Consider the following 20,605-nt stretch of genomic DNA (forward strand, 5'->3'; position numbering starts at 1 on the left):
CCGCACTATCCGGCGCGGGCTTCCCTTTTCTTCGCCTCACGGGCCAGCATGCGGTCGCGCTGCTCTTCGAACTTAATGACTTGGCACTTAAGGTCTTCCACGTATGCGGCGAGCTGCTCGCGTCGCTGCTCTCCCTTGGCACTGAAATCACTGCGATCGAAGATCCGCCACTTCCGTAGATTCGGCGTGACAACCTCTTCGAGATGCTGGCGGGGGTCGTAAATGCCGTGTTTGGCCATCAGCACACCATTACGGCGGAAGTTCGGCATGCCCTGACCGGGCATGCGGAAATTCTCGATCACCGCGGCAATCGCCTCCAACGCCTGATCCGGCACGAGATCCAGTGCGGCACTGCACATATTGCGATAGAAGATCATATGCAGGTTCTCGTCGGCAGCGACACGTTGCAGCATCCGGTCCGCGACGGGGTCGTCGCACACCTTGCCGGTGTTGCGGTGGCTGACACGGGTCGCCAGCTCCTGCAACGTGGTGTACGCGACCGAGAGCAGGAAGTCGGTCTTGTGTACCGACTCTTCCTCATCGGTGGGGTTGAAGCCCGCGGTCATGTGTTCCATCCGCGCCCGCTCCAACGCCACCGGATCTACACCCCGCGTCACAACCAGATAGTCGCGAATGACGATGCCGTGCCGGTTCTCCTCGGCAGTCCAACGCCCCACCCAGGTTCCCCAGGCACCATCGAGACCGAAGTACTGGGCCGCCTGACGGTGATAGGACGGCAGGTTGTCCTCGGTAAGCAGATTGGTGATCATCGCCGCCTTGGCAACTTCGCTCAGCTGTGACTGCTCCGGGTCCCAGTCGTCGCCGCCCATCTGCGCGAAATTACGACCGCGTTCCCAGGGAACGTAGTCGTGCGGATGCCACTCCGTGGCCACCGACAAATGCCGGTTAAGGTTGGCTTCAGCAACGGGTTCCAACTCGCTGAGCATCTCAAGGTCGGTCAACTCTCTTGACATTTCACCTTGTCTTTCGCGTTGGAACCCCGAGCCCACGCACAGGGTAACTTATCTGAGCAATGCCTTAAGGCGCCTGTCAGTCACGACTGATTGCCTGCAACTTCCACCCCGACCACACCGCCGGACGGGTCACCATGCCTGTTTCGGCCCCCACAGCTGGGCAACGGCTTGCTACAGACCCGATATTCGAACCGGCTTCGCAGCACCATAGCGCCGTGAGAGCAACATCACTAATCGGGCCGTGTCACATCGCCCTCACACCGAGGAATCGCCGCCCGAGTCCAACATCGGGGCCAAATAGTCCAGCGCAAACCGGCGCGCCTGTTCCGGAGTCTCCAGGCCTATCACCGTCTGCCTCGTCAGAATCAAGGACAGAGCAATACGTATATGCAGCTCGGCAACCGTACGCAAGTGAGCCAACATCTGCTCCGAAACCTCTGCCTCACCGTAGATCTCGCTCTTCCAGAGGCTCGCGCAAAACTCGCGGAACGTCCCGATGAGCGGGCCGGCCTCCACCGTGAGGGAGGGCAGGATCGAGTCAGGCTCGGTTTCCAATAACCTCCGCAGAAGCGGGTGATCGATGATGAATTCAACAGTGTAGGAGGAGCTTTCAGCCATTCGTTCGGCCAGCGTCATCGTGCGGCCCTCGACACGCGCGGACACCCCGATCATGTATTTACGCAGCTCCGCATACACGACCGCTTCGGTGAGGGCCTTCTTGTTCGGAAATCGCCGGTAGACCGTCGCACGGCTCAGCCCAGCGCGCTTCGCGACGTCATCAACCGTGGATCGGCGCCAGCCCACCACCGCGATCTGTTCGAAGGCGGCCGTCAGTACCCGCTCAGTGAGTTCGTCGACATCATCGGGCAGGCGCAGCGCAGCAGGGTCGGCCGAGGCCAGCGTATTGAGCAGTGTGTCCTCAGTCACTTGTGTCGCGCGCTCCTTGTCACTCCTCCGGATGCCGACCATACTTCAGAAACAAAGAGATGTAAATTGTCTCACGATCTCCAGCGGAGGAGGACACATGTCCCGAGCAGCGTTTTCTCGCTACATCCAGGAAGTCTGCGCGAGCCGCGTTCAGTTCCTTACCTTCCTCATGGGGTCATGGTTCGTCAGCAACTGGGCGATCGGACTGATGATCAACCACGAATTTCCGCTGCACTCCACGCACGAGATGTACCGGGCATCGTTCTACGCGTATGGCGTCATCCCCGTCGCCGTCAACGGCTGGCACGCCTTCTTCCACCTGGCCACCGGTATTGCCCTACTGATTGGCGCCCGCACTCGCACCAACGCCATCCGCTATGCGGCCGTGGTGGCGCTGGTCTACTGGGCAATGGTGGCAGTGTGCATCGGGGGCGGTATGACCGTGTGCAGCGTGATGGCCGTCGATACCGTCGGCAACTGGGTCCACAGCTCCGAGGGGCTGATCCTGGCCCTGATCGCTGCCGCCGGCGTGGCGAGCGGAAACAAGTCACCCGTAACCCAGGCCGTCCCGGCCTCCTAGGAGTCCTCCGTCGCACTGGGCGGGCAATCGAACCGGTCGGTATTTTGAAAGCCGTGCGAACTGCGATGTGCCGCGCGGCAGCGGCCGCCACTGCCTTCTTGATCCTGCTCGGCGGGTACGGGCTGCAATCCCCGCAGACCGCGCACGCCTCGAGCTGCACTGACATTGACCTGGCCTTTGCGCGTGGCACCAACGAGCCCGCGGGCCTCGGCGACGTCGGCAAGTCATTCACCGATGCCGTGAAGAAGCAACTGCAGGGCGCCAAGGGGATGACCATCTCCACCTACGGCGTGGACTATCCCGCAAGTATCGATTTCATCCAGGCAGGCAAGGGCTCGGACGATCTGAGTAAGCACATCCAGAAGACGGCCGCCGACTGCCCGAAGATGAAATTCGTCGTCGGGGGGTATGCACAGGGCGCTGCGGTAGTCGACGTGCTGCTGGGCAACACTCCCCCGGGTACCTACACCTTCACCAATCCCTTGCCCGCCGGGCTCGAGCAGCGCATCGTCTCCATTGTGCTGTTCGGTGATCCCAAGAACATTCGGCCACCCGGCGTCGATGCCAACCTCGCGATCCGTGAAGACCTGCTACACAAGGTGATTGACGTCTGCAACCCCGGAGACTTCTTCTGCGACCCGCAGGGCGGGGACATCGTCTCGCACACCACCTACGCCAAGGACAAACTCACCGACGGCGCGGCGGAGACTGTGGTCCAGCGGCTGGTCGCCGCATTGGGAAATCGCTGCCAGGGCAGCGAGCCGTCGGGCACCTCCGCGACCTGCGCACCCAGCGCATAACCGGAGCCAAGCGCCCCATTTTGCCGGTTCCGGCGTGCCGGGACGGCCTGACGCAGAACAATCAAACCACCCCAAACCACGACATTGCGTGGGTTGTAGCCACATGTGTACAGTCGTGGATGGCCATGCTGTAGACGAATGACTACAGCGGCAGGAGCGGAGGGTGACGAGCGCATGAGCAGCGATATTCGTGTGGTGGAGCCGGGCGAGTACACCTCACCCGCACGTCCACCGGAGATCGAAGGCATCCCCTGCGCCGACGGAAGACCACTGCCACCCGGCCCGGTGCCGGGCCGCCCCTACGCGCTGCCCGCAGATCTCCTCGTCGAGGAGTTCGGACCGCTCTTCTATGCCGATTTCGGGGTTTCGCGCCGGCTGTATGCGTGCTCGCTGGCTCTGGTCGAGGAGCTATGCGACGAGAGCCGGTTCATCAAGGGCATCACCGACCGGCTGGACCGATTCCGTCCACTCGCGGGCGACGGATTGTTCACCGCCTACCCGGGCGAGCCGAACTGGCAGAAGGCCCACGATGTTCTGTTGCCCGGCTTCAGCTTCAGCGGTCTGCGCAACTACCACCCGGCCATGCTCGATATCAATCGTCAGCTCCTTGCCCGGTGGGACGCGAGCGCCGGCGAGCATCTTGTGGACGTGGCCGAGGATCTGGGCAAGCTCGCCATGGATACGGTCGGGCTGGCCGGGTTCGGGGCGAGGTTCGACTCCTACCAGCGGGAGGGACTTGCGGCTATTCCGGCGAGCTTCGCCGTCGCACTGCACCAGATGCTGGCTCCCGGAGGCGAGAACAGCGACCTGTTCGCGGCCGAACAGCAGAAGCTGCACACCTTCATCGATGAGCTCATCGCCCGGCACGACGACGGTGCGGACGAGCACGAGAACCTGCTCGGACTCATGCTCGCGCCCGGCACCCCGCAGACCCCGGCACTGGAGCTGAGCAGCGTTCATTCTCAGGTCCTGACGTTCTTGATCGCCGGACAGGACACCACCTCCACGGTGATGCCGACGGCGCTCTACAGCCTGGTCAAAAACCCTGCCGTGCTTCACCGGGCTCAGGCCGAGGTGGACGCACTGTTCGGGCCAGGAGACGAGTACACCCCCACGTTCGACGAAATCGGCAAGCTCCGCTACATCCGTCAAATCGTGGACGAGACACTCAGGCTTTCGCCCCCGGTCCGTGAATTCGACCGAATGGCAACAGAAGACACCCTGCTCGCCGGGCGCTACCCGGTGCGCAAGGGTGAAGTCGTCACTGTCCTCACGACCGCGTTGCACCGTCAGCCGCAATGGGGCGACAACGTGGAGACTTTCGACCCAGACCGGTTCTCGCCGGAACGATCTGCCAAGCGACCGGTGAACCTGTTCAAACCTTTCGGGACCGGAGCCCGATCCTGCATCGGACGGCAGTTCGCGCTGCACGAGGCGACGATGGCCCTAGCGACACTGGTACACAGATACCGCTTCATCGACTCCGAGCACTACCAGTTGCGAACCCAAAGTGATCTCATCCGGAAACCCGTGGGCTTTCGGATTGGCTTGGCGCGACGTACTCCCCAGGACCGCCAGCATGAGTCGGCAGCCACGGCCACCCCGACACCACAGGAGTCGCGGCAACTGGCGGTCACCGCTGTACCCGGATCGGCGCTGACCGTCTTCCATGGCTCAAACCTGGGCACCTGTCGGGCACTGGCACACCAACTGGCTGAGGAAGCTTCCGATCTCGGCTACCGGACGACTGTGGCCCCGCTGAACGAAGCGACACACGCCCTGCCCAGCGAGGGCGCCATGGTGGTCGTGGCCTCCTCCTACAACGGTCAACCAACTGACGATGCCCGACAGTTCCTCACCTGGCTCGATAGCGCAGAAGCGCGTGCGGACGGCGGGCTGCGCTACGCGGTACTCGGCGTCGGAGACCGGAACTGGGCCGAGACGTACCAGGCGGTGCCTCGAAAAATCGATGAACGCCTCGCCGCGCTCGGCGGCACGCCAATTGTTTCCCGTTGCGAGGCAGACACTTCCGGCGATTTCGCAGGCAGCGTCGAGTCCTTCTCGCAAGCACTCTGGACGTCGTTGGGCGCGGTCGCCAGTGCGGATACTCCCACCGGCACCCCCGAGGGGCCCCTCTACGAACTCCGCGCCATCGACGGGCCGGTGACGGCGGCAATCGATGCCCGGTTCGAGGTAATACCCATGACCGTTCTGGAGAATCGGGAACTGGTCGGCGCCAACAACCCACTGGGACAGGCCAAACGGCTGGTACGTGTGGCATTGCCCGCCGACGTCGAGTATCACACCGGGGATCACCTCACCGTCCTCGCGGACAACCAGCCCGAAGTCGTGGACAAAGCCGGAGAGTTGCTCGGCCTCATCCTGGACCGGCGCATCTCCATCAACACCCGGCGCAACAGCCGCCGGGCCATTGCGCTGGACCGCGAAGTAAGCGTGCGTGAGCTACTCACCCACTTCGTCGAACTGCGCAAGCCGGCCACCAGAACGCAGCTGCTCCGGCTGGCCGCGGCGAACCCCTGTCCACCGGAACGATCCGCGCTGGAGGCGCTCGCCGAGCATCCGGAGACACGCTCGCTCGGTATCGCAGGGTGCCTCATGGAGTTTCCCGCCACCACGCTCTCGCGCGCCGAACTTCTTGAACTGTTCGAGCCGATGACGCCACGGCACTACTCGATAGCCTCCTCGGCCCGGCAGAGCCCGGGGATCGTCGAGCTGGTGGTCAGCGTGCTCGATGCCCCCGCCCGATCCGGGTTCGGAGATTATCAAGGAGTGGCCTCCAACTACCTCGCCAACATCACACCAGGACAACAGATCCGGGCGCGGGTCGATCAGGCCCGGCAGGCGTTTCGTGCCGGGGCCAACCCCGCCCGCAATGTCATCTTGGTCAGTGCCGGTACCGGAGTCGCACCGTTCCGGGGATTTGTCGGTGATCGGCTGGCCGCACAGCGCGCCGGCGAGCCGTATGCTCCGGCACTCTGCTTCTTCGGCGTCCGGCATCCGGAAGTCGACTACCTGTTCCGGGACGAGTTCGCGGCCGCCGAACAGTCGGGCGTGGTCCACATGCGCCCGGCGTTCTCTCGCGCATCCGAGAACGGCATCAAGTATGTACAAGACCGGATTGCCGCCGACGCGGACGACGTCTGGGATCTGCTCGGCGATCCGGCCAAACAGACCCATGTGTACGTCTGTGGCGACGGCGGCAAGATGGCCCCAGCCGTCCGGGAGGCATTCTTGGATATCTACCGAAAGCACACCGGCGCCACCGAACCCCAGGCACGGAACTGGCTTACCGGCCTGGTGGAGGCCGATCGCTACGTGGAGGACGTCTGGACCGAGTGAGGCATACGCTCCCGCGCCGCGAAGCCCGGTCTCGGCGGCACGTAGTGTTTCTTGGAGGTCCCTGACTCTTCAAGCGGGAGTGAACCGATGCGCAGACGCACCTTTCTCCGTTCCAGCTCCGTGGCATTGCCTGCCGTCGCACTGGGCCTCTCGACAGCCGGAAGCGCCGCTGCCGACGTCCGCCCCACCGGGTCAATTGCCTACCCGTTCAGCACCATTGATGTACCTGCGAAAAGCGCGCCGTGGACCCTGGAAACGAACCGCGCCGTGCTGCTGGTCCACGATATGCAGCACTACTTTGTGAAGGCATATGCGCCGCATGCCGATCCCATCGCCACCGTGCTGAAGAACATCAAGAGCCTGCTTGACGTCGCGCATGCCCGCGGTGTGCCCGTGCTCTACTCAGCGCAGCCTGGCGGTATGACACCGGAGCAGCGCGGACTCTTCGGCCAGCTCTATGGGCCGGGCATGCCGGACGACGACGCCGAGCGCGCGATTGTCGATCCCATAGCGCCGACGACGACAGATACCGTGCTGACGAAATGGAAGTACAGCGAGTTCTTCCGCTCTGAACTTCTGGAGATTCTGCGTAACGCCAACCGCGATCAGCTGATCATCGTCGGCGTCTACGCCTTCTCCGGAATCACCGTGACATCCGCCGACGCGGTCCAGAACGATATTCAGGCATTCGTCGTCTCCGATGCCGTGGCGGACTACACCGCTACGGGGCACAACCAAGCACTCGCCTGGTGCGCGGAGCGGACCGCCAAAATACTGACCACCCGGTCCGCGATCGCGGCACTTGATAACTCGTAACAGCTGACGGCACGACAAAGGCCGCTTGCGTCACGCGCAAGCGGCCTTATGTCTTTGTGCCTAGACCAGCGCGGGCACGGTGGCCAGCGCCTGGGCGACGCCCGAGACGATCGCCGCGATCTTGAGTGCCTCGAGAATCTGCTCGCGGGTCAATCCGGCCTCACGCAGCACCTTCTCGTGCGAGCCGACGCAGAAGTGACAGCCGTTGATGGTCGACACCGCGAAGGACCACAGTTCGAACTCCGCCTTGTCGACGCCGGGGTTACCGATGATGTTCATCCGCAGACCCGGGCGCAGGTCGTCATAGGCGCCGTCGAGGAAGCCCCGCCCACGGTAGAACACGTTGGTCATCGCCATGATCGAGGCCGCGCCGAGTGCGGCGTCGAGTGCCTCGGGCGACAGCACGGTGGCAGCCTCTTCGCGAATCTCCTTGAACACCTGATCGTTCCGGGTGGCCGCCGCCGTCGCGACGAGAGTGCCCCAGAGCTGGGCCGGCGACAGTACGGTGCCACGGGCGACCGTACCCAGGTTGAGCTTGAGATCCTTGGCGTACTCGGGCAGCGCCTCTTTCAGGTTGTCAATAGACACAGTTACCCAATCCTCCTAAACGCCCGCGCTCATCAGCTCGCCCGCATCGATCGTCGGGTCACCCTTGCGCCAGTTGCAGGCGCACAGCTCGTCGGACTGCAGCGCGTCGAGTACACGGAGCACCTCGTCGACGTTGCGGCCCACCGAACCCGCGGTGACGGAGACGAACTGGATGATGTTGTCGGGGTCGACGATGAAGGTGGCGCGGTCGGCCACACCATCGGAGTTCAGCACGCCGGATGCCTCGGCCAGCTCGCGCTTGAGATCGCTGAGGATCGGGAACGGCAGGGTCTTGAGGTCCTCATGCTGTGCCCGCCACTGGAAGTGCACGAACTCGTTGTCCACCGACGCGCCCAGCACCTGGGTGTCGCGATCGGCGAACTCGTCGTTCAGACGGCCGAAGGCAGCGATCTCGGTCGGGCACACGAAGGTGAAGTCCTTCGGCCAGAAGAAGATCACACGCCACTTGCCGGGGTGGTCCTCGCTGGTGACGGTGGTGAAGTAGTCGTCAGGCTGCTGGGCGTTCACCTTCGACAGATCGCCGCCGATGACCGCAGTCAGGTTGTAGGCCGGGAATTCATCGCCGATGGTCCGCAGAGTCACGATTCTCCTTCACGTATTCGCTGAATGCTTACTGGCACCATCGTGCCGGAAATCTTTCAAAAACAAAACGTGATTGTTGGCACTATATTGATAGGCATGTCCGATCGTAGTTATCAGCCGACCCTGGTCGGCCTGCGCGCTTTCGTGGCTATCGCACGAAAGCGGCATTTCGGCAGCGCCGCCGCCGAGCTCGGAGTGAGTCAGCCCTCGCTGTCGCAGGCCCTGTCCATGCTCGAAGAGGGGCTGGGGGTGCGGCTCGTCGAGCGCAACACCCGCAAGGTGCTGCTCACTCCGGAGGGCGAGGCGCTACTGGAGAAGGCCACCAGCGCGCTGGATGCGGTCGACGAATTCACCTCGGCCGCAAGCGGGGTACGCGATCCGTTTGCGCAGACGCTGCGACTCGGCTTGATTCCCACGGTGGCCCCCTATGTGCTGCCCATGGTGCTCAGCGGACTGTCCCGTGAGTTCCCGGAGATGTCCTTGCGGGTCACCGAGGACCAGACCGGCCGGCTGCTGCGGTCGCTGGCCGATGGGTCCCTGGATGTAGCGGTCATGGCGCTGCCCGCGCAAACTCCCGGCATGGCGGAGATTCCCATGTACCGGGAAGATTTCGTTCTCGCCCTGCCGTCCGGACATCCGCTTGCCGGCAGCACGAAGGTCGAGCCCGCCGATCTGGCGGATATGCCGCTGTTGTTGCTGGACGAGGGGCATTGCCTGCGCGATCAGGCTCTGGAGGTATGCCAACTCGCGGGGGTGCGGCCCGATCTCGGACACACCCGTGCGGCCTCGCTGGCCACTGCCGTGCAGTGTGTCGAGGGCGGCCTCGGCGTCACGCTCATCCCGGGCACCGCGGTCACCGCCGAGACCGCCAGCGGCGGACTGGCCACCGCCACCTTCGCGGCACCGGTACCAGGCCGCCGGATCGGATTGGTGTACCGCGCGATCAGCGGCCGGGAAGACGCCTACCGACGGCTGGCCGAGCTGCTGACCCAACTTGTCGCGGCCGTGCACCCCGTCTTGGCCGAGGCGGTCTAACGCCAGCGGGCCAGGATTTCCTCAGTCCGGGCCGAGAGTGCGCGCTGCAGAAACGGCCCGAAACTGATCCGACCGACGCCCAACGGACCAAACGAGGCCGGATCATCCACATCGGGCAGCGCGATCGCGTTCACCGGAAGCGGCAGCTCAGATGTCAAGCGTCGCTGCACATCCGGATCATGACGGCCTACCGGGTACAGCGAGTCGGCGCCCGCCTCGGCAGCGAGCGTTAACCGCGCGATGGCCCGATCCACCCGGTCCGACTCGTCCCCGATTTGGCGCAGGAGGATGTCCGTCCGCGCGTTGATCACTACCGGCACGCCCGACTCATCGGCCGCAACCCGCAGTGCCCCAACAAGATCGGCGTGCTCCTGCGGCTCACGAATCCGGCCACCTTCGCTATGTACCGAGTCCTCGATGTTCAGACCGACCGCACCCGCCTCGATCAGTCCCTCGATGAGCCGCTGTGGCGTCTGCGCATAGCCGGACTCGATATCCACGGACACCGGCAGGTCGACCGCGGCGATGATCTGCGAGACCCGTGCCACCACGTCCTCGAATGACATGCCCTCCGCATCGGCCTTACCCACCGAATCGGCGAGCGGATGCGAACCCACCGTCAACGCCGCAAATCCGGCATCGGCGGCGAGCTTCGCGGACCAGGCATCCCACACCGTCGGCAGGAAGACCGGGTCACCCGGCACATGAAGCGATTTCAGCAGAACGGCCTTAGCGGCAAGATCACCGGAGGTGTTGGTCATGCCTACATCCAACCCCGTCCCGCACGGATTTACTCCACCGATGCGCCCGCGGAACCGCGCCGTGCCATAAGGCGCGCAACCGCATCGTGCATATGCTCCTCGATCAATCGGTACGCAGCAGGCGCATCACCGGCGCCGATCGCCGCGCACAGGACCTCATGCTCACGGACCTGTTCCGTCAGGTCCGGGTAGGCGCCCTGCAGTTCCCCCAGCAGCATCCGGGTCTCCAGCAGCAGGGTGCGCATGGCGCGGCGCAGCCGGGGGCTTCCCGAGGAATCCACCAGTACCTCGTGAAAGTCCTGATCGGCGTCGGTCACCGCGACGATATCGCCGCGAGCGGCGGCCTCCGTCATCACCGCCACGGGCACGAGTAGCCGCCGGTAAGCGGTGACGGTGTCGCCGGACATGATGCATTCCAACGCCGCTCGTTCGATGGCTGCCCGCGACCGGTAGACATCGTGGACGTCTTCATCGGTTAGCTCGATGACGAAGATGCCGCGATTGCGCTCACTGCGCAGCAGACCCTCCGACACCAGGCGCTGCATGGCTTCGCGTAGTGGTCCACGGGAGACCGCGAACCGCGCGGCCAATGACGCCTCCCCCAGCTGGGCGCCTGGCGCCAGCACACCGCGCATGATCGCGATGCGCAACCGTTCGGCGATCAGTTCGGCGGTGGATTGCCGTTCCAGGGGCGCGAACTCCTCAGGTACCAGCGTCGTCATGTCGTCTCCTGAAAAGCCGCCCCAAACCCGGAAAATCGGGCACCTCTTTGATTAATCGCAAACCTTCCCACACCGTGACCTGGTTCGCGGTCAATACCACTTTGTCCAGCCGAGATTCGAGCCGCTCAACGTGCGCGACGGTGTGCATGGCGGTGTCGGGAATCAACAGCGCCTCGGCGTCTGGATGGTCGTGGGCATCTGCCAGCTCGTCGACCTGGCTCGCGGTAAGCCGGCCCACCTCTGCCGCCGTGTCGATGCCCGCCTCGCCCATCGACACAACCTCAATGTCGTGCGCGGCCAGAAATGCGACGAACAGCTCGGCGATATCGCGCGGATAGCTCGCAGCCACCGCCACTTTCGAAATCCCGAGCGCTACGGCCGCGTTGACGAAGGCGAAGGACGTGCTCGACGCAGGCGTACCGCTGGACTCGGACAGGAGCGCCACTTGATGCGCGGCGCCCTGCGGACCGTAGACAAAGCTGCCCGAGGTGCACGCCCACACCACAGCACCCGGTTCATGAGGGCGCAGCAGTCGAGCACCCTCGGCGAGTTTCTCCGGACTGCCCAGATCGAGCAGTTCGGGCACGGCATGCAGATCGGTGCCGTAGATGTGCACGACGGGGAAGTTCATGTCCAGCTGGCGCGCCACCAGGGGGTAGTCCGACTCGGCCGCGTGATCCGGGTAGATAAATCCCACCGTCGGACGCGTATTACTCACTCGAACCTCCTCCGAAGACATCGCGAAGCCACTTACCGGGCCCCATCATGGGAAGACTCATCCGGTCCAGACAGGCCCAGATGGTCAGTTGGTTGGCCGTCAACACCGGCTTGCCGAGCAGCCGTTCCAACGGCTCGATCACGTCATAGGTGCGCAGATTGGTACAGCTGACGAAAATCGCTTCGGCATCATCGGTGTCGGCAGCGAGAATTCGCTCGGCGACGGTGCGGTAGTTGACCTTCCAGATGCCCCCGCCCAGGCCCAGATGATCTGTCCGCACCACCGTTACACCCAACTCCCCCAGGAACTTGGCGAGCAGCTCGGTCAGCTCGGCGTCGTAGGGAGTGATGACGCTGATCCGGCCGATACCCAGGGCGGTCACGGCCTCCGCCAGCGCGCCGGAGGTGGTGACGGCAGACTTGGCACCAGTCGCCATGATGGCCTCGACCAGCGACCGCTCGTGTTCGACACCGCGAATGAAACTGCCCGAAGTACACAGGTATGCAACGACTTCCGGCTCGACGTGCAGGACATCGCGGGTGGCCGCCTGCAGGTGAGCGGTATTGGAAACCAACTCGGCCATGGCCCTGCTCACCGGTACCGGCTCATACGGGGTACGGGCCAGATGCAGCGATACCTCGGCCGGAACCCAACGCCACAGCTCACGCTCCAGCGCAAGGTCGAAAGGCGCAATGATGCCGATGCCGCGCTGATCAGCCGACTCCGAGAAATCGGGAAGAGACGAGAAATCCACCGGCAAGACCTAACACTCGCAGCATCGCTCCGCGCTCCGAGCGATCACTCAGATTGTTGACAATCATACGATATCTCCATACCGTGTCAACGTGAGCGCGCGCCCGATTCTCGCGGATGAGCAGCTTGCGCGAAGACCAGTGGTGGCCGTGCAGCACTCACCTAATTCGGTACCGGACCGACTCGACACCATGGCCGCGTCCGCTGAGCTACGACTGGTGGAATCGGACCAACTCGCCACGGCGCTGCCCGGAGCCGAGATCCTCTTCGTCTACGACTTTCGTTCCTCGGCGCTGCGCGAAACATGGTCCGCCGCAGACTCATTACGCTGGGTGCAGATCGCGGCCACGGGTGCCGATCCGGTGTTGTTCGATGAACTCGTCGAGAGTGACGTGGTACTGACCAATTCCCGCGGTCTGTTCGAGCGCCCTATCGCCGAGTACGTGCTGGCACAGATCCTGGCTTTCGCCAAGGACATTCGCCGTTCCACGCGCGCCCAGGCCGCGCTGAGCTGGCGCCATTTCGAATCAGAATCCATCGAAGGTGTGCCCGTAGCGGTACTCGGTACCGGACCGATCGGCCAGGCCATCGCCGCCCTATTGGCCGCGGTGGGCATGCGGGTTACCGTGCTCGGCAGAACCGAATCCGCCGAGTTGTCTTCCCATGTAGCCGATGTCGAGTATCTGGTGCTCGCCGCTCCGCTTACCGCGCGCACGCACGGAATTGTCAACGCACGCGTGCTCTCGGCGATGCCAACGACAGCCCGGCTGATCAATGTGGGCCGCGGCGAACTGGTGGGCACGTGGGATCTGGTGTCCGCGCTGAATCAGGGAGCCATTGCCGGGGCCGCATTGGACGTCACCGATCCCGAACCGCTGCCGGTGGGACACCCTCTGTGGCGCACACCGAATACGTACATCACCCCGCATAACAGTGGCGATGTACACGGATGGACCGACCGTCTTCAGGACCAGTTTGTCGCCAACTTCGACCGCTATCTGCGTGGCGAGGAACTTCTGAATATCGTCGACAAGAACAGGATGCACCGCAATGCATGAACCCACCGATCCCACCGAGATGACCGCTCTGGAGCTGGTGGCTGCCTACACCTCGGGGGAACTGTCTCCGGTGGAGGCGACAGCCGCGGTGTTGTCCAAAATCGCCCAAACCGATAGCGCCATCAATGCTTACTGCCTCGTCGACGAGGAAGCCGCTCTGGCAGCGGCCACACAATCCGAGGAGCGATGGCACGGCCACTACACCCGTGGGCTGCTCGACGGGGTGCCGATCTCCATCAAGGACGTCTTCCTGACCCAGAACTGGCCGACCCTGCGAGGCTCGGGCCTGGTCGATCCTGCCGGCCCATGGGAGGCAGATAGCCCCGCTGTACATCGCATCCGGGCCGACGGCATGGTCATGGTCGGCAAGACCACCACGCCCGAGCTGGCCTGGAAGGGGGTCACCGATAGCCGTCAGCGCGGAATCACCCATAACCCGGCCGACCCGCGCCGCACGGCAGGCGGGTCTTCCGGCGGCAGCGCGGCTGCGGTGGCCGCCGGCATGGGCCCGATGTCCATCGGCACCGACGGTGGGGGCAGCATCCGGATACCCGCCAGCTTCTGCGGCGTAGTCGGTTTCAAACCCACGCACGGCCGGGTCCCGATGTACCCGATCAGCCCCTTCGGGCCGCTGGCACACGGTGGCCCGATAACTCGAACGGTGGAAGACGCTGCGCTGCTGATGGACATCATCAGCCTGCCGGACCACCGCGATCCCACCTCGCAGCCGCCCACCCTCACCACCTACCGCTCGCAGGTCTACCGGGATATGACAGGCCTGGATATCGCTTACTCACCCACGCTCGGCTACGCCGACGTCGATCCCGAGGTCGCCGACCTGGTCGAAAACGCGGTGAACGCCCTTGACGAGGCCGGGTTGCCCGTGACCCACGCAGATCCGGGATTCTCCGACCCCATCGATGCCTTCGAAATCTTATGGGCCGCAGGGGCGGCCGCCAGTCTCAACAGCTATGGCACCCTCAGCGAGGTACGCGACGGGATAGATCCGGGGCTGGCCCAGATGTGGGACATCGGCCTTGAGGCCTCCGCCACCGAGTATCTGGGAGCACGTAACGCCTGTGTAGAACTGGGCGCCATCATGGGTGCTTTCCACGAGATCCACAACGTGCTCATCACCCCGACCGTGCCGATCCCCGCGTTCCCGTTGGGCGCCGACGTTCCGCCGAACTCAGGGATGCGCTGGTGGGCACAGTGGACACCATTCACTTACCCGTTCAACATGACTCAGCAGCCGGCCCTGTCGATTCCGGTGGGCAGCACCTCAACGGGGCTGCCGGTCGGCATGCAGATCATCGGCCCGCGGCACAGCGACGACCTGGTGCTGGCGGTCGGCCATTTCGCCGAGCGGGTGCTCGCGGGCTAGGCCCGAACTAGGCCCGCGCGAAGGCCAACTGCTCGCCCTGAACGCCGGTGAGCCACAGATCCTGGCAGGCGGCCGCAATATCGGCCAGACCCTCTTCGATGGTCGCGAACACATTCCCGGGCACCCATCCGGCGTCCCCGTTGATCAGCAGATTGTTGCGGCCATAGAAGATCGCCAGATCGGTGGCGCCTTGCGCCGAATGCGCTTCCGATCCCGGCTCGTACCCGTAGGCGGGGTTACCGATCTCCCATGGCTCGAACCCAAAGAAGCACACATCCCCGGGGATCGGGGTGATGGTTGGATTCTCCCGGCCGGGCGCCGGCAGTAACGGCGGCAACAGGGTGTACACCTCGTTGCGCGCATACTTTGCGTGGTATGCCTGCCCAACGACCGGTAGTGAGTTCCATACCGTTTCACAGGTTCTCGGTGCCTCAGCGTCGAGCAGCCGGGCACGGCAGGTCACGCCCCGCTTGGTCAGCGTGATGGATATGTAGCGATCCATCACAGCTCCGCCAACACGGTGCTCCAGATGCCCAGGGCATCGGATATCTGATCGGCCGTCACTACCAGGGGTGGAATCATCCGCACCACATTCATATGTGGACCGCACATCAGCAGGAGCAGCCCCTTCTCGGCCGCCAATGCTTGGGCCCGGGCGGCGAGCTGGGCCGCAGGCCTGCCGTCCGCACTGAACTCCACACCTACCATCAACCCCAAGCCGCGCACATCACCGTCAATCCCTCTCTCGGCAGCGATCTTTCGCGCACCGTCGAGAAGCTCCCGGCCACGCGCCCGAGCGTTCTCGACGAGCCGTTCCTCGTCGATCACGTCGAGGGTGGCCAGCGCAGCCGCACAGGCAACGGCATTGGCGCCATAGGTTCCGCCCTGCGAACCGGGCCAGGCACGCCCCATCAGCTCGGCAGAGGCCGCGATACCCGAGATGGGGAACCCGCTGGCGATTCCCTTGGCCATCACCAGGATGTCTGGCGTCACGCCAAAGTGCTGATGGCCGAAATACTCTCCGGTGCGGCCGAATCCGGTCTGCACCTCGTCAACCACCAGCAGGATGCCGTGCTGGCGAGCGCGTTCGGCGACGCCGTTGAGGAACTCGGTGTTGGCGGGGATGTAACCGCCCTCGCCCAACACCGGTTCGATGACCAGCGCTGCCACCTGATTGGGTGCCGTCGCGGTGGCGAACAGGTAGTCCAACTCTTGCAGCGCGAACCGGGTGGCCTCGGTCTCGCTCCAGCCATACCGATACGCCGTCGGGAAAGGAGCCGTGTACACGCCGGCCATCAAGGGGCCGATTCCCGATGAGAATCGTGGCCCCGAGGTGGTCATGGTGGCCGCGGCCAGGGTACGTCCGTGAAATCCACCTTGGAACACAACGATGTTCGGGCGGCCGGTGGCCTGCCGCGCCAACCGCACGGAGGCCTCGATGGCCTCGCTGCCCGAGTTGGCGAAGAACAACGAATCCAGATCCGCAGGCAACACATCACCAAGACGGCGCACCAGGTTCTGCAATGGTCGATGCATCACCGTGGTGTACTGCCCGTGAATGAGCGTGGCCACCTGCCGTTGCGCGGCCTCGACCACACGAGGATGGCAGTGACCCGTACTCACGACACCGATACCCGCAGTGAAATCCAGGTATTCACGGTCACTTTCGTCATACAGATAGCAACCCTGGCCTCGCACCGCCACCACCGAGGTGGCCTGCTTGAGCACGGGCGATAACGCAGTCACGGCATCCCTTCCACTGACATACTCCGAACTATTGTCGATTGTTGACAATCTCCCTAGCATGGTGGCATGCATCCAGGCGCAGTGTCTACCCCCCTGTCCACCGAAAGCGCGGTGGTCGCCGCCGCGCTCTCCCAGCAGCTCCGCCACGGTCCTACCTTCCCCGTCGTGGACCCCTCGACCGAAGAGGTGCTGGCCGATGTCGCCAACATGGACGGCCGCGCCGCACTCACCGCGTTGAGTAATGCGGTTGCCGTCCAACGCTCCTGGGCCTCGACCTCGCCGCAGCAGCGCGCCGACATACTGATGCGTGCCTACACGCTGATGATCGAGAGCACCGAAGACCTGGCACTGCTCATGACCCTGGAGATGGGCAAGCCACTCACCGAGTCACGCGGCGAGGTCACCTACGCGGCAGAGTTTTTCCGTTGGTTTGCCGGCGAAGCGGTACGCCAGGACGGAGGCGTGATGCTGGCACCCGACGGCGGATCACGGTTGATCGTGACCCACTGCCCGGTGGGCCCCTGCCTGCTGATCACGCCGTGGAACTTCCCGCTGGCCATGGGCACCCGAAAGATCGGCCCCGCATTGGCCGCGGGCTGCACCTGTCTGGTCAAACCGGCCGAACAGACGCCACTGTCGATGCTCGCCCTACTCGGCATCCTGCGCGAAGCCGGAGTTCCCGACGGGGTGGTATCGGTGATCACCACCGCCGACCCCGGACCGACCATGGCACCCCTGCTTGCCGACCCCCGAGTGCGCAAGCTCTCCTTCACCGGATCCACCGAGGTGGGCCGCTACCTGCTCACGCAGTGCGCACCTACCGTCAAACGCACCTCGATGGAGTTGGGCGGAAACGCACCGTTCATCGTGTTCGACGACGCCGACCCCGAAGAGGCCGCCGCCGGCGCGCTGATCGCCAAGATGCGCAACATCGGCCAGGCCTGTACCGCTGCCAACAGGATTTACGTGCAGCGCGGTGTCGCCGGAGCGTTCACCGAGGCGCTCACCGCAAAGCTCGGGGCGCTGCATATGGGACGCGGCACCCAACCCGGTGTCGATGTCGGCCCGCTGATCGACCCAGACGCGGTGGCCAAGGCCGACCGTCTGGTCACGGACGCCCGGAAGCGCGGTGCCACAGTGCGATTGGGCGGCGAGATTCCTGACGGTGCCGGATACTTCTACCCTCCATCCCTGCTGACCGACGTGCCCGATGACAGCGACATGATGCGGACCGAAATCTTTGCCCCGGTGGCCGCCATAGCTAGCTTCGACACCGAGGAGGAAGTGATCGCCCGCGCCAATGACTCCGAATTCGGTTTGGTGGCATACCTGTACACCAATGATGCCCGACGCGGATGGCGGGTTTCCGAGCAATTGGAGACCGGCATGGTGGGGCTGAACCGGCCCGTCGTGTCCACCCCCGCCGCCCCCTTCGGCGGCGTCAAACAATCCGGGATCGGACGGGAAGGGGGCTTCGCGGGAATCGAGGAGTTCCTGGAGACCAAGTACATCGGCGCGGCCGTATGAACGCCCGGATGAACGTGGCGACCATTCCGGGTGACGGGATCGGCGTCGACGTGACCAGGGAGGCCGTCAAGGTGATGGACGCCGCCACCGGCGGCCGCATCGAATGGACCGAATTCGACTATTCCTGCCAGAGATACGCCAACACCGGCGCCATGATGCCCGCCGACGCGCCCGCGACACTGGCCGGATTCGACGCTATTCTGCTTGGCGCCGTGGGGTATCCGGGCGTGCCCGATGACGTCTCGCTATGGGGACTGCTCATCCCGCTGCGGCGCGCCTTCAACCAGTACGTGAACCTGCGACCCGTACGTCTGCTGCCCGGTATCGCCTCGCCTCTGGCCGGAGTATCTGCCGATGCCCTCTCGATGGTCATCGTGCGCGAGAACACCGAGGGCGAATACTCGCCGATCGGCGGCATTCACAACCGCGGCAATCAGAACGAATTCGCGCTTCAGGAATCGGTTTTCACGCGCATCGGGTGCGAGCGCATCATCCGGTACGCATTCGAGCTGGCCGCGTCTGCCGGATTCCGCGTCTGCTCGGCCACGAAATCGAACGGCATCATTCATTCAATGCCTTACTGGGACAGCATCTTCAACATGGTGGCGGCCGAATACCCACAGGTTCCCTCCGTGTCGATGCACGTCGACGCTCTTGCCGCCCGGATGATCAGTGATCCCGGCAGCCTGGACGTCATCGTTGCCTCCAACCTCTTCGGCGACATCCTCTCCGACTTGGCGGCGGCGGTTACCGGAGGCCTGGGACTGGCGGCATCCGGAAACATCAACCCGGAACGAACCGCCATCTCCATGTTCGAATCGGTGCACGGTTCGGCACCCGACATAGCCGGCCAGGGCATCGCCAACCCCATCGCACAGATACTGGCCGGCGCCATGCTTCTGGACCATCTGAACGAGCCTGACGCGGCCAACAAGATTCGCCTCGCCGTCGACCAGGTACTGGAAGAAGGTCGCGTTCGCACGCCCGATCTCGGAGGTAGCGACACCACCGAGCAGCTCGGCACAGCAATCGCCGAAACTGCTCGGTGATCTTGAATTAACTGACGACATCAGTGACTTGTGTCACTTTCCGTTCGGCTGTCCTGGCAAGATGGTTGTCGTAGCCTGTGATCCACGACACCTTCAGCCCAAGGAGTCCGATGTCGACGAAGACGGAGCTCACCGAGCTCAACCAAGCACTTGGCAGCCTGCGCCGCTGTGTCCACTCTCTGCAGTCTCGTTATGGCGACCTGCCGGCCGTGCGCCGCATCGTCAATGACGTAGAGCGGCTGGATATCGACGCCGCCGATCTGGATCTCTCGCCTCATGAGCACCGGCTCGCGAGCAACGAGAAGATCCAAATCCCCGACACCGAGTACGACCGGGAGTTCTGGGGCGATATCGACGACGAAGGAGTTGGTGGCTACAGATGAGTCAAGCCACCGGGGTCTTCTCGCCTTCGCGTGCCCAGATTCAGCAGCGCACGCTACGCACTGACAAGTGGTGGCTCGCACCATTACTCACCAACCTCGGGCTGGCGACATTCGTCATCTACGCCACTGTGCGCGCTTTCTGGGGCAGCGCGTACTGGGTGCCGCAATATCACTATCTGACGCCGTTCTATTCACCATGCGTCAGCACTGCCTGCGCTCCCGGGGCCAGCCATTTCGGGCATTGGGTGGGTGATCTCCCCTGGTTCATTCCCATGGCCTTCATCTCGCTGCCGTTCCTGCTCGCCTTCCGGCTGACCTGCTATTACTACCGCAAGGCCTACTACCGCTCGGTCTGGCAGTCGCCGACCGCCTGCGCGGTGGCCGAGCCCCACGCGAAGTATTCCGGCGAGACCAAGCTGCCGCTGATCATGCAGAACATTCACCGGTACTTCTTCTACGCCGCGGCGATCATCTCGCTCGTCAACACCTACGACGCCATCGTCGCCTTCCATTCGGAAAAGACCGGCGGTTTCGGATTCGGCTTGGGCAACGTGATCTTGGTGACCAACGTGGTTCTGCTGTGGGTGTACACGCTCTCCTGCCACTCCTGCCGGCATGTCACCGGCGGGCGGCTCAAGCACTTCTCCAAACACCCTGTCCGGTATTGGATATGGACACAGGTCAGCAAGCTCAACACCAGGCACATGCTGTTCGCCTGGATCACGCTGGGCACGCTGATACTCACCGACCTGTACGTCATGCTGGTGGCCAGCGGCACCATCTCCGACATGAGATTTGTTGGTTGACAATCACATTCATAC

Annotated in this window: 21 protein-coding genes; 11 read left to right on the top strand and 10 right to left on the bottom strand. The window is 63.9% G+C overall.

Annotated elements, in window-relative coordinates; all coding sequences use genetic code 11:
* Positions 1-5 precede the first annotated feature (5 nt).
* Both RHO23_RS18905 and RHO23_RS18910 read right to left on the bottom strand, forming a co-directional pair.
* Complete coding sequence (locus RHO23_RS18905; protein WP_423488189.1) at positions 6-974, bottom strand: acyl-ACP desaturase; 969 nt, start codon at positions 972-974, stop codon at positions 6-8.
* Positions 975-1,229: 255 nt separating this feature from the next.
* Entirely contained in the window at positions 1,230-1,901 is a 672-nt protein-coding gene (locus tag RHO23_RS18910; RefSeq protein WP_070915860.1) for a TetR/AcrR family transcriptional regulator, read from the bottom strand.
* A 97-nt stretch (positions 1,902-1,998) separates the two neighbouring features.
* On the opposite strand from RHO23_RS18910, the gene RHO23_RS18915 reads away from it, so the two are divergent.
* The 4 genes from RHO23_RS18915 (at position 1,999) to RHO23_RS18930 (ending at position 7,457) form a co-directional block, all read left to right on the top strand.
* Positions 1,999-2,481, top strand: a complete 483-nt coding sequence (locus tag RHO23_RS18915) for a DUF4383 domain-containing protein (protein ID WP_064409829.1) — start codon at positions 1,999-2,001, stop codon at positions 2,479-2,481.
* A 53-nt stretch (positions 2,482-2,534) separates the two neighbouring features.
* On the top strand, positions 2,535-3,281 hold the full coding sequence (locus RHO23_RS18920; protein ID WP_101312097.1) for a cutinase family protein: 747 nt from the start codon (positions 2,535-2,537) through the stop codon (positions 3,279-3,281).
* Between the two features lie 174 nt (positions 3,282-3,455).
* Positions 3,456-6,641 carry a cytochrome P450 gene (locus tag RHO23_RS18925; RefSeq protein WP_423488190.1) on the top strand — a complete coding sequence of 1,062 codons (3,186 nt, stop codon included), beginning with the start codon at positions 3,456-3,458 and terminating at the stop codon, positions 6,639-6,641.
* 87 nt (positions 6,642-6,728) lie between these two features.
* Positions 6,729-7,457 carry an isochorismatase family protein gene (locus tag RHO23_RS18930; protein ID WP_070941533.1) on the top strand — a complete coding sequence of 243 codons (729 nt, stop codon included), beginning with the start codon at positions 6,729-6,731 and terminating at the stop codon, positions 7,455-7,457.
* 60 nt (positions 7,458-7,517) lie between these two features.
* Here RHO23_RS18930 and RHO23_RS18935 read toward each other — a convergent pair whose 3' ends face one another.
* Together RHO23_RS18935 and RHO23_RS18940 are read right to left on the bottom strand one after the other, a co-directional pair.
* Entirely contained in the window at positions 7,518-8,045 is a 528-nt protein-coding gene (locus tag RHO23_RS18935) for an alkyl hydroperoxide reductase (protein ID WP_030097265.1), read from the bottom strand.
* A gap of 15 nt (positions 8,046-8,060) precedes the next feature.
* Positions 8,061-8,648, bottom strand: coding sequence for a peroxiredoxin (locus tag RHO23_RS18940; RefSeq protein ID WP_030097266.1), 588 nt, complete (start codon positions 8,646-8,648; stop codon positions 8,061-8,063).
* Positions 8,649-8,744: 96 nt separating this feature from the next.
* Between RHO23_RS18940 and RHO23_RS18945 the strand changes: the two genes are divergently transcribed.
* Positions 8,745-9,683: a hydrogen peroxide-inducible genes activator gene (locus RHO23_RS18945; protein ID WP_078322940.1), complete on the top strand. Its 939-nt coding sequence runs from the start codon at positions 8,745-8,747 to the stop codon at positions 9,681-9,683.
* Here the strand turns inward: RHO23_RS18945 and RHO23_RS18950 are convergent.
* From RHO23_RS18950 to RHO23_RS18965, 4 genes are read right to left on the bottom strand one after another with little or no spacing between them, the layout of a single operon-like run.
* Positions 9,680-10,444, bottom strand: coding sequence for an isocitrate lyase/PEP mutase family protein (locus RHO23_RS18950; protein ID WP_423488191.1), 765 nt, complete (start codon positions 10,442-10,444; stop codon positions 9,680-9,682). The two genes, RHO23_RS18945 and RHO23_RS18950, sit on opposite strands and share 4 nt — an antisense overlap.
* A gap of 29 nt (positions 10,445-10,473) precedes the next feature.
* Positions 10,474-11,166: a GntR family transcriptional regulator gene (locus RHO23_RS18955; protein WP_070921144.1), complete on the bottom strand. Its 693-nt coding sequence runs from the start codon at positions 11,164-11,166 to the stop codon at positions 10,474-10,476.
* Positions 11,147-11,884, bottom strand: coding sequence for a maleate cis-trans isomerase family protein (locus RHO23_RS18960; protein WP_030097270.1), 738 nt, complete (start codon positions 11,882-11,884; stop codon positions 11,147-11,149). The genes RHO23_RS18955 and RHO23_RS18960 overlap by 20 nt, the downstream gene beginning before the upstream one ends.
* Positions 11,877-12,638, bottom strand: coding sequence for a maleate cis-trans isomerase family protein (locus RHO23_RS18965; protein ID WP_030097271.1), 762 nt, complete (start codon positions 12,636-12,638; stop codon positions 11,877-11,879). The genes RHO23_RS18960 and RHO23_RS18965 overlap by 8 nt, the downstream gene beginning before the upstream one ends.
* 190 nt (positions 12,639-12,828) lie before the next feature.
* Between RHO23_RS18965 and RHO23_RS18970 the strand changes: the two genes are divergently transcribed.
* Positions 12,829-13,695, top strand: a complete 867-nt coding sequence (locus RHO23_RS18970; RefSeq protein ID WP_199345789.1) for a D-2-hydroxyacid dehydrogenase — start codon at positions 12,829-12,831, stop codon at positions 13,693-13,695.
* On the top strand, positions 13,688-15,079 hold the full coding sequence (locus tag RHO23_RS18975) for an amidase (RefSeq protein WP_101312087.1): 1,392 nt from the start codon (positions 13,688-13,690) through the stop codon (positions 15,077-15,079). The genes RHO23_RS18970 and RHO23_RS18975 overlap by 8 nt, the downstream gene beginning before the upstream one ends.
* A gap of 7 nt (positions 15,080-15,086) precedes the next feature.
* Here RHO23_RS18975 and RHO23_RS18980 read toward each other — a convergent pair whose 3' ends face one another.
* Positions 15,087-15,581, bottom strand: coding sequence for a DUF3830 family protein (locus tag RHO23_RS18980; RefSeq protein WP_030097274.1), 495 nt, complete (start codon positions 15,579-15,581; stop codon positions 15,087-15,089).
* Positions 15,581-16,885, bottom strand: a complete 1,305-nt coding sequence (locus RHO23_RS18985; RefSeq protein ID WP_412458116.1) for an aspartate aminotransferase family protein — start codon at positions 16,883-16,885, stop codon at positions 15,581-15,583. The genes RHO23_RS18980 and RHO23_RS18985 overlap by 1 nt, the downstream gene beginning before the upstream one ends.
* Before the next feature lie 51 nt (positions 16,886-16,936).
* Here RHO23_RS18985 and RHO23_RS18990 point away from each other — a divergent pair, with 51 nt between their 5' ends.
* The 4 genes from RHO23_RS18990 (at position 16,937) to RHO23_RS19005 (ending at position 20,590) form a co-directional block, all read left to right on the top strand.
* Positions 16,937-18,352 (top strand): NAD-dependent succinate-semialdehyde dehydrogenase, encoded by a 1,416-nt coding sequence (locus RHO23_RS18990; RefSeq protein WP_423489260.1) that lies wholly within the window; start codon positions 16,937-16,939, stop codon positions 18,350-18,352.
* Between the two features lie 8 nt (positions 18,353-18,360).
* Entirely contained in the window at positions 18,361-19,401 is a 1,041-nt protein-coding gene (locus tag RHO23_RS18995) for an isocitrate/isopropylmalate dehydrogenase family protein (protein ID WP_346424252.1), read from the top strand.
* Positions 19,402-19,511: 110 nt separating this feature from the next.
* Positions 19,512-19,784, top strand: coding sequence for a hypothetical protein (locus RHO23_RS19000; protein ID WP_030097278.1), 273 nt, complete (start codon positions 19,512-19,514; stop codon positions 19,782-19,784).
* Positions 19,781-20,590, top strand: coding sequence for a hypothetical protein (locus RHO23_RS19005; protein WP_057968443.1), 810 nt, complete (start codon positions 19,781-19,783; stop codon positions 20,588-20,590). The genes RHO23_RS19000 and RHO23_RS19005 overlap by 4 nt, the downstream gene beginning before the upstream one ends.
* Positions 20,591-20,605 lie beyond the last annotated feature (15 nt).

The sequence above is a fragment of the Mycobacteroides sp. PCS013 genome, from assembly GCF_049532645.1.
Taxonomy (GTDB): Bacteria; Actinomycetota; Actinomycetes; order Mycobacteriales; family Mycobacteriaceae; genus Mycobacterium; species Mycobacterium gwanakae.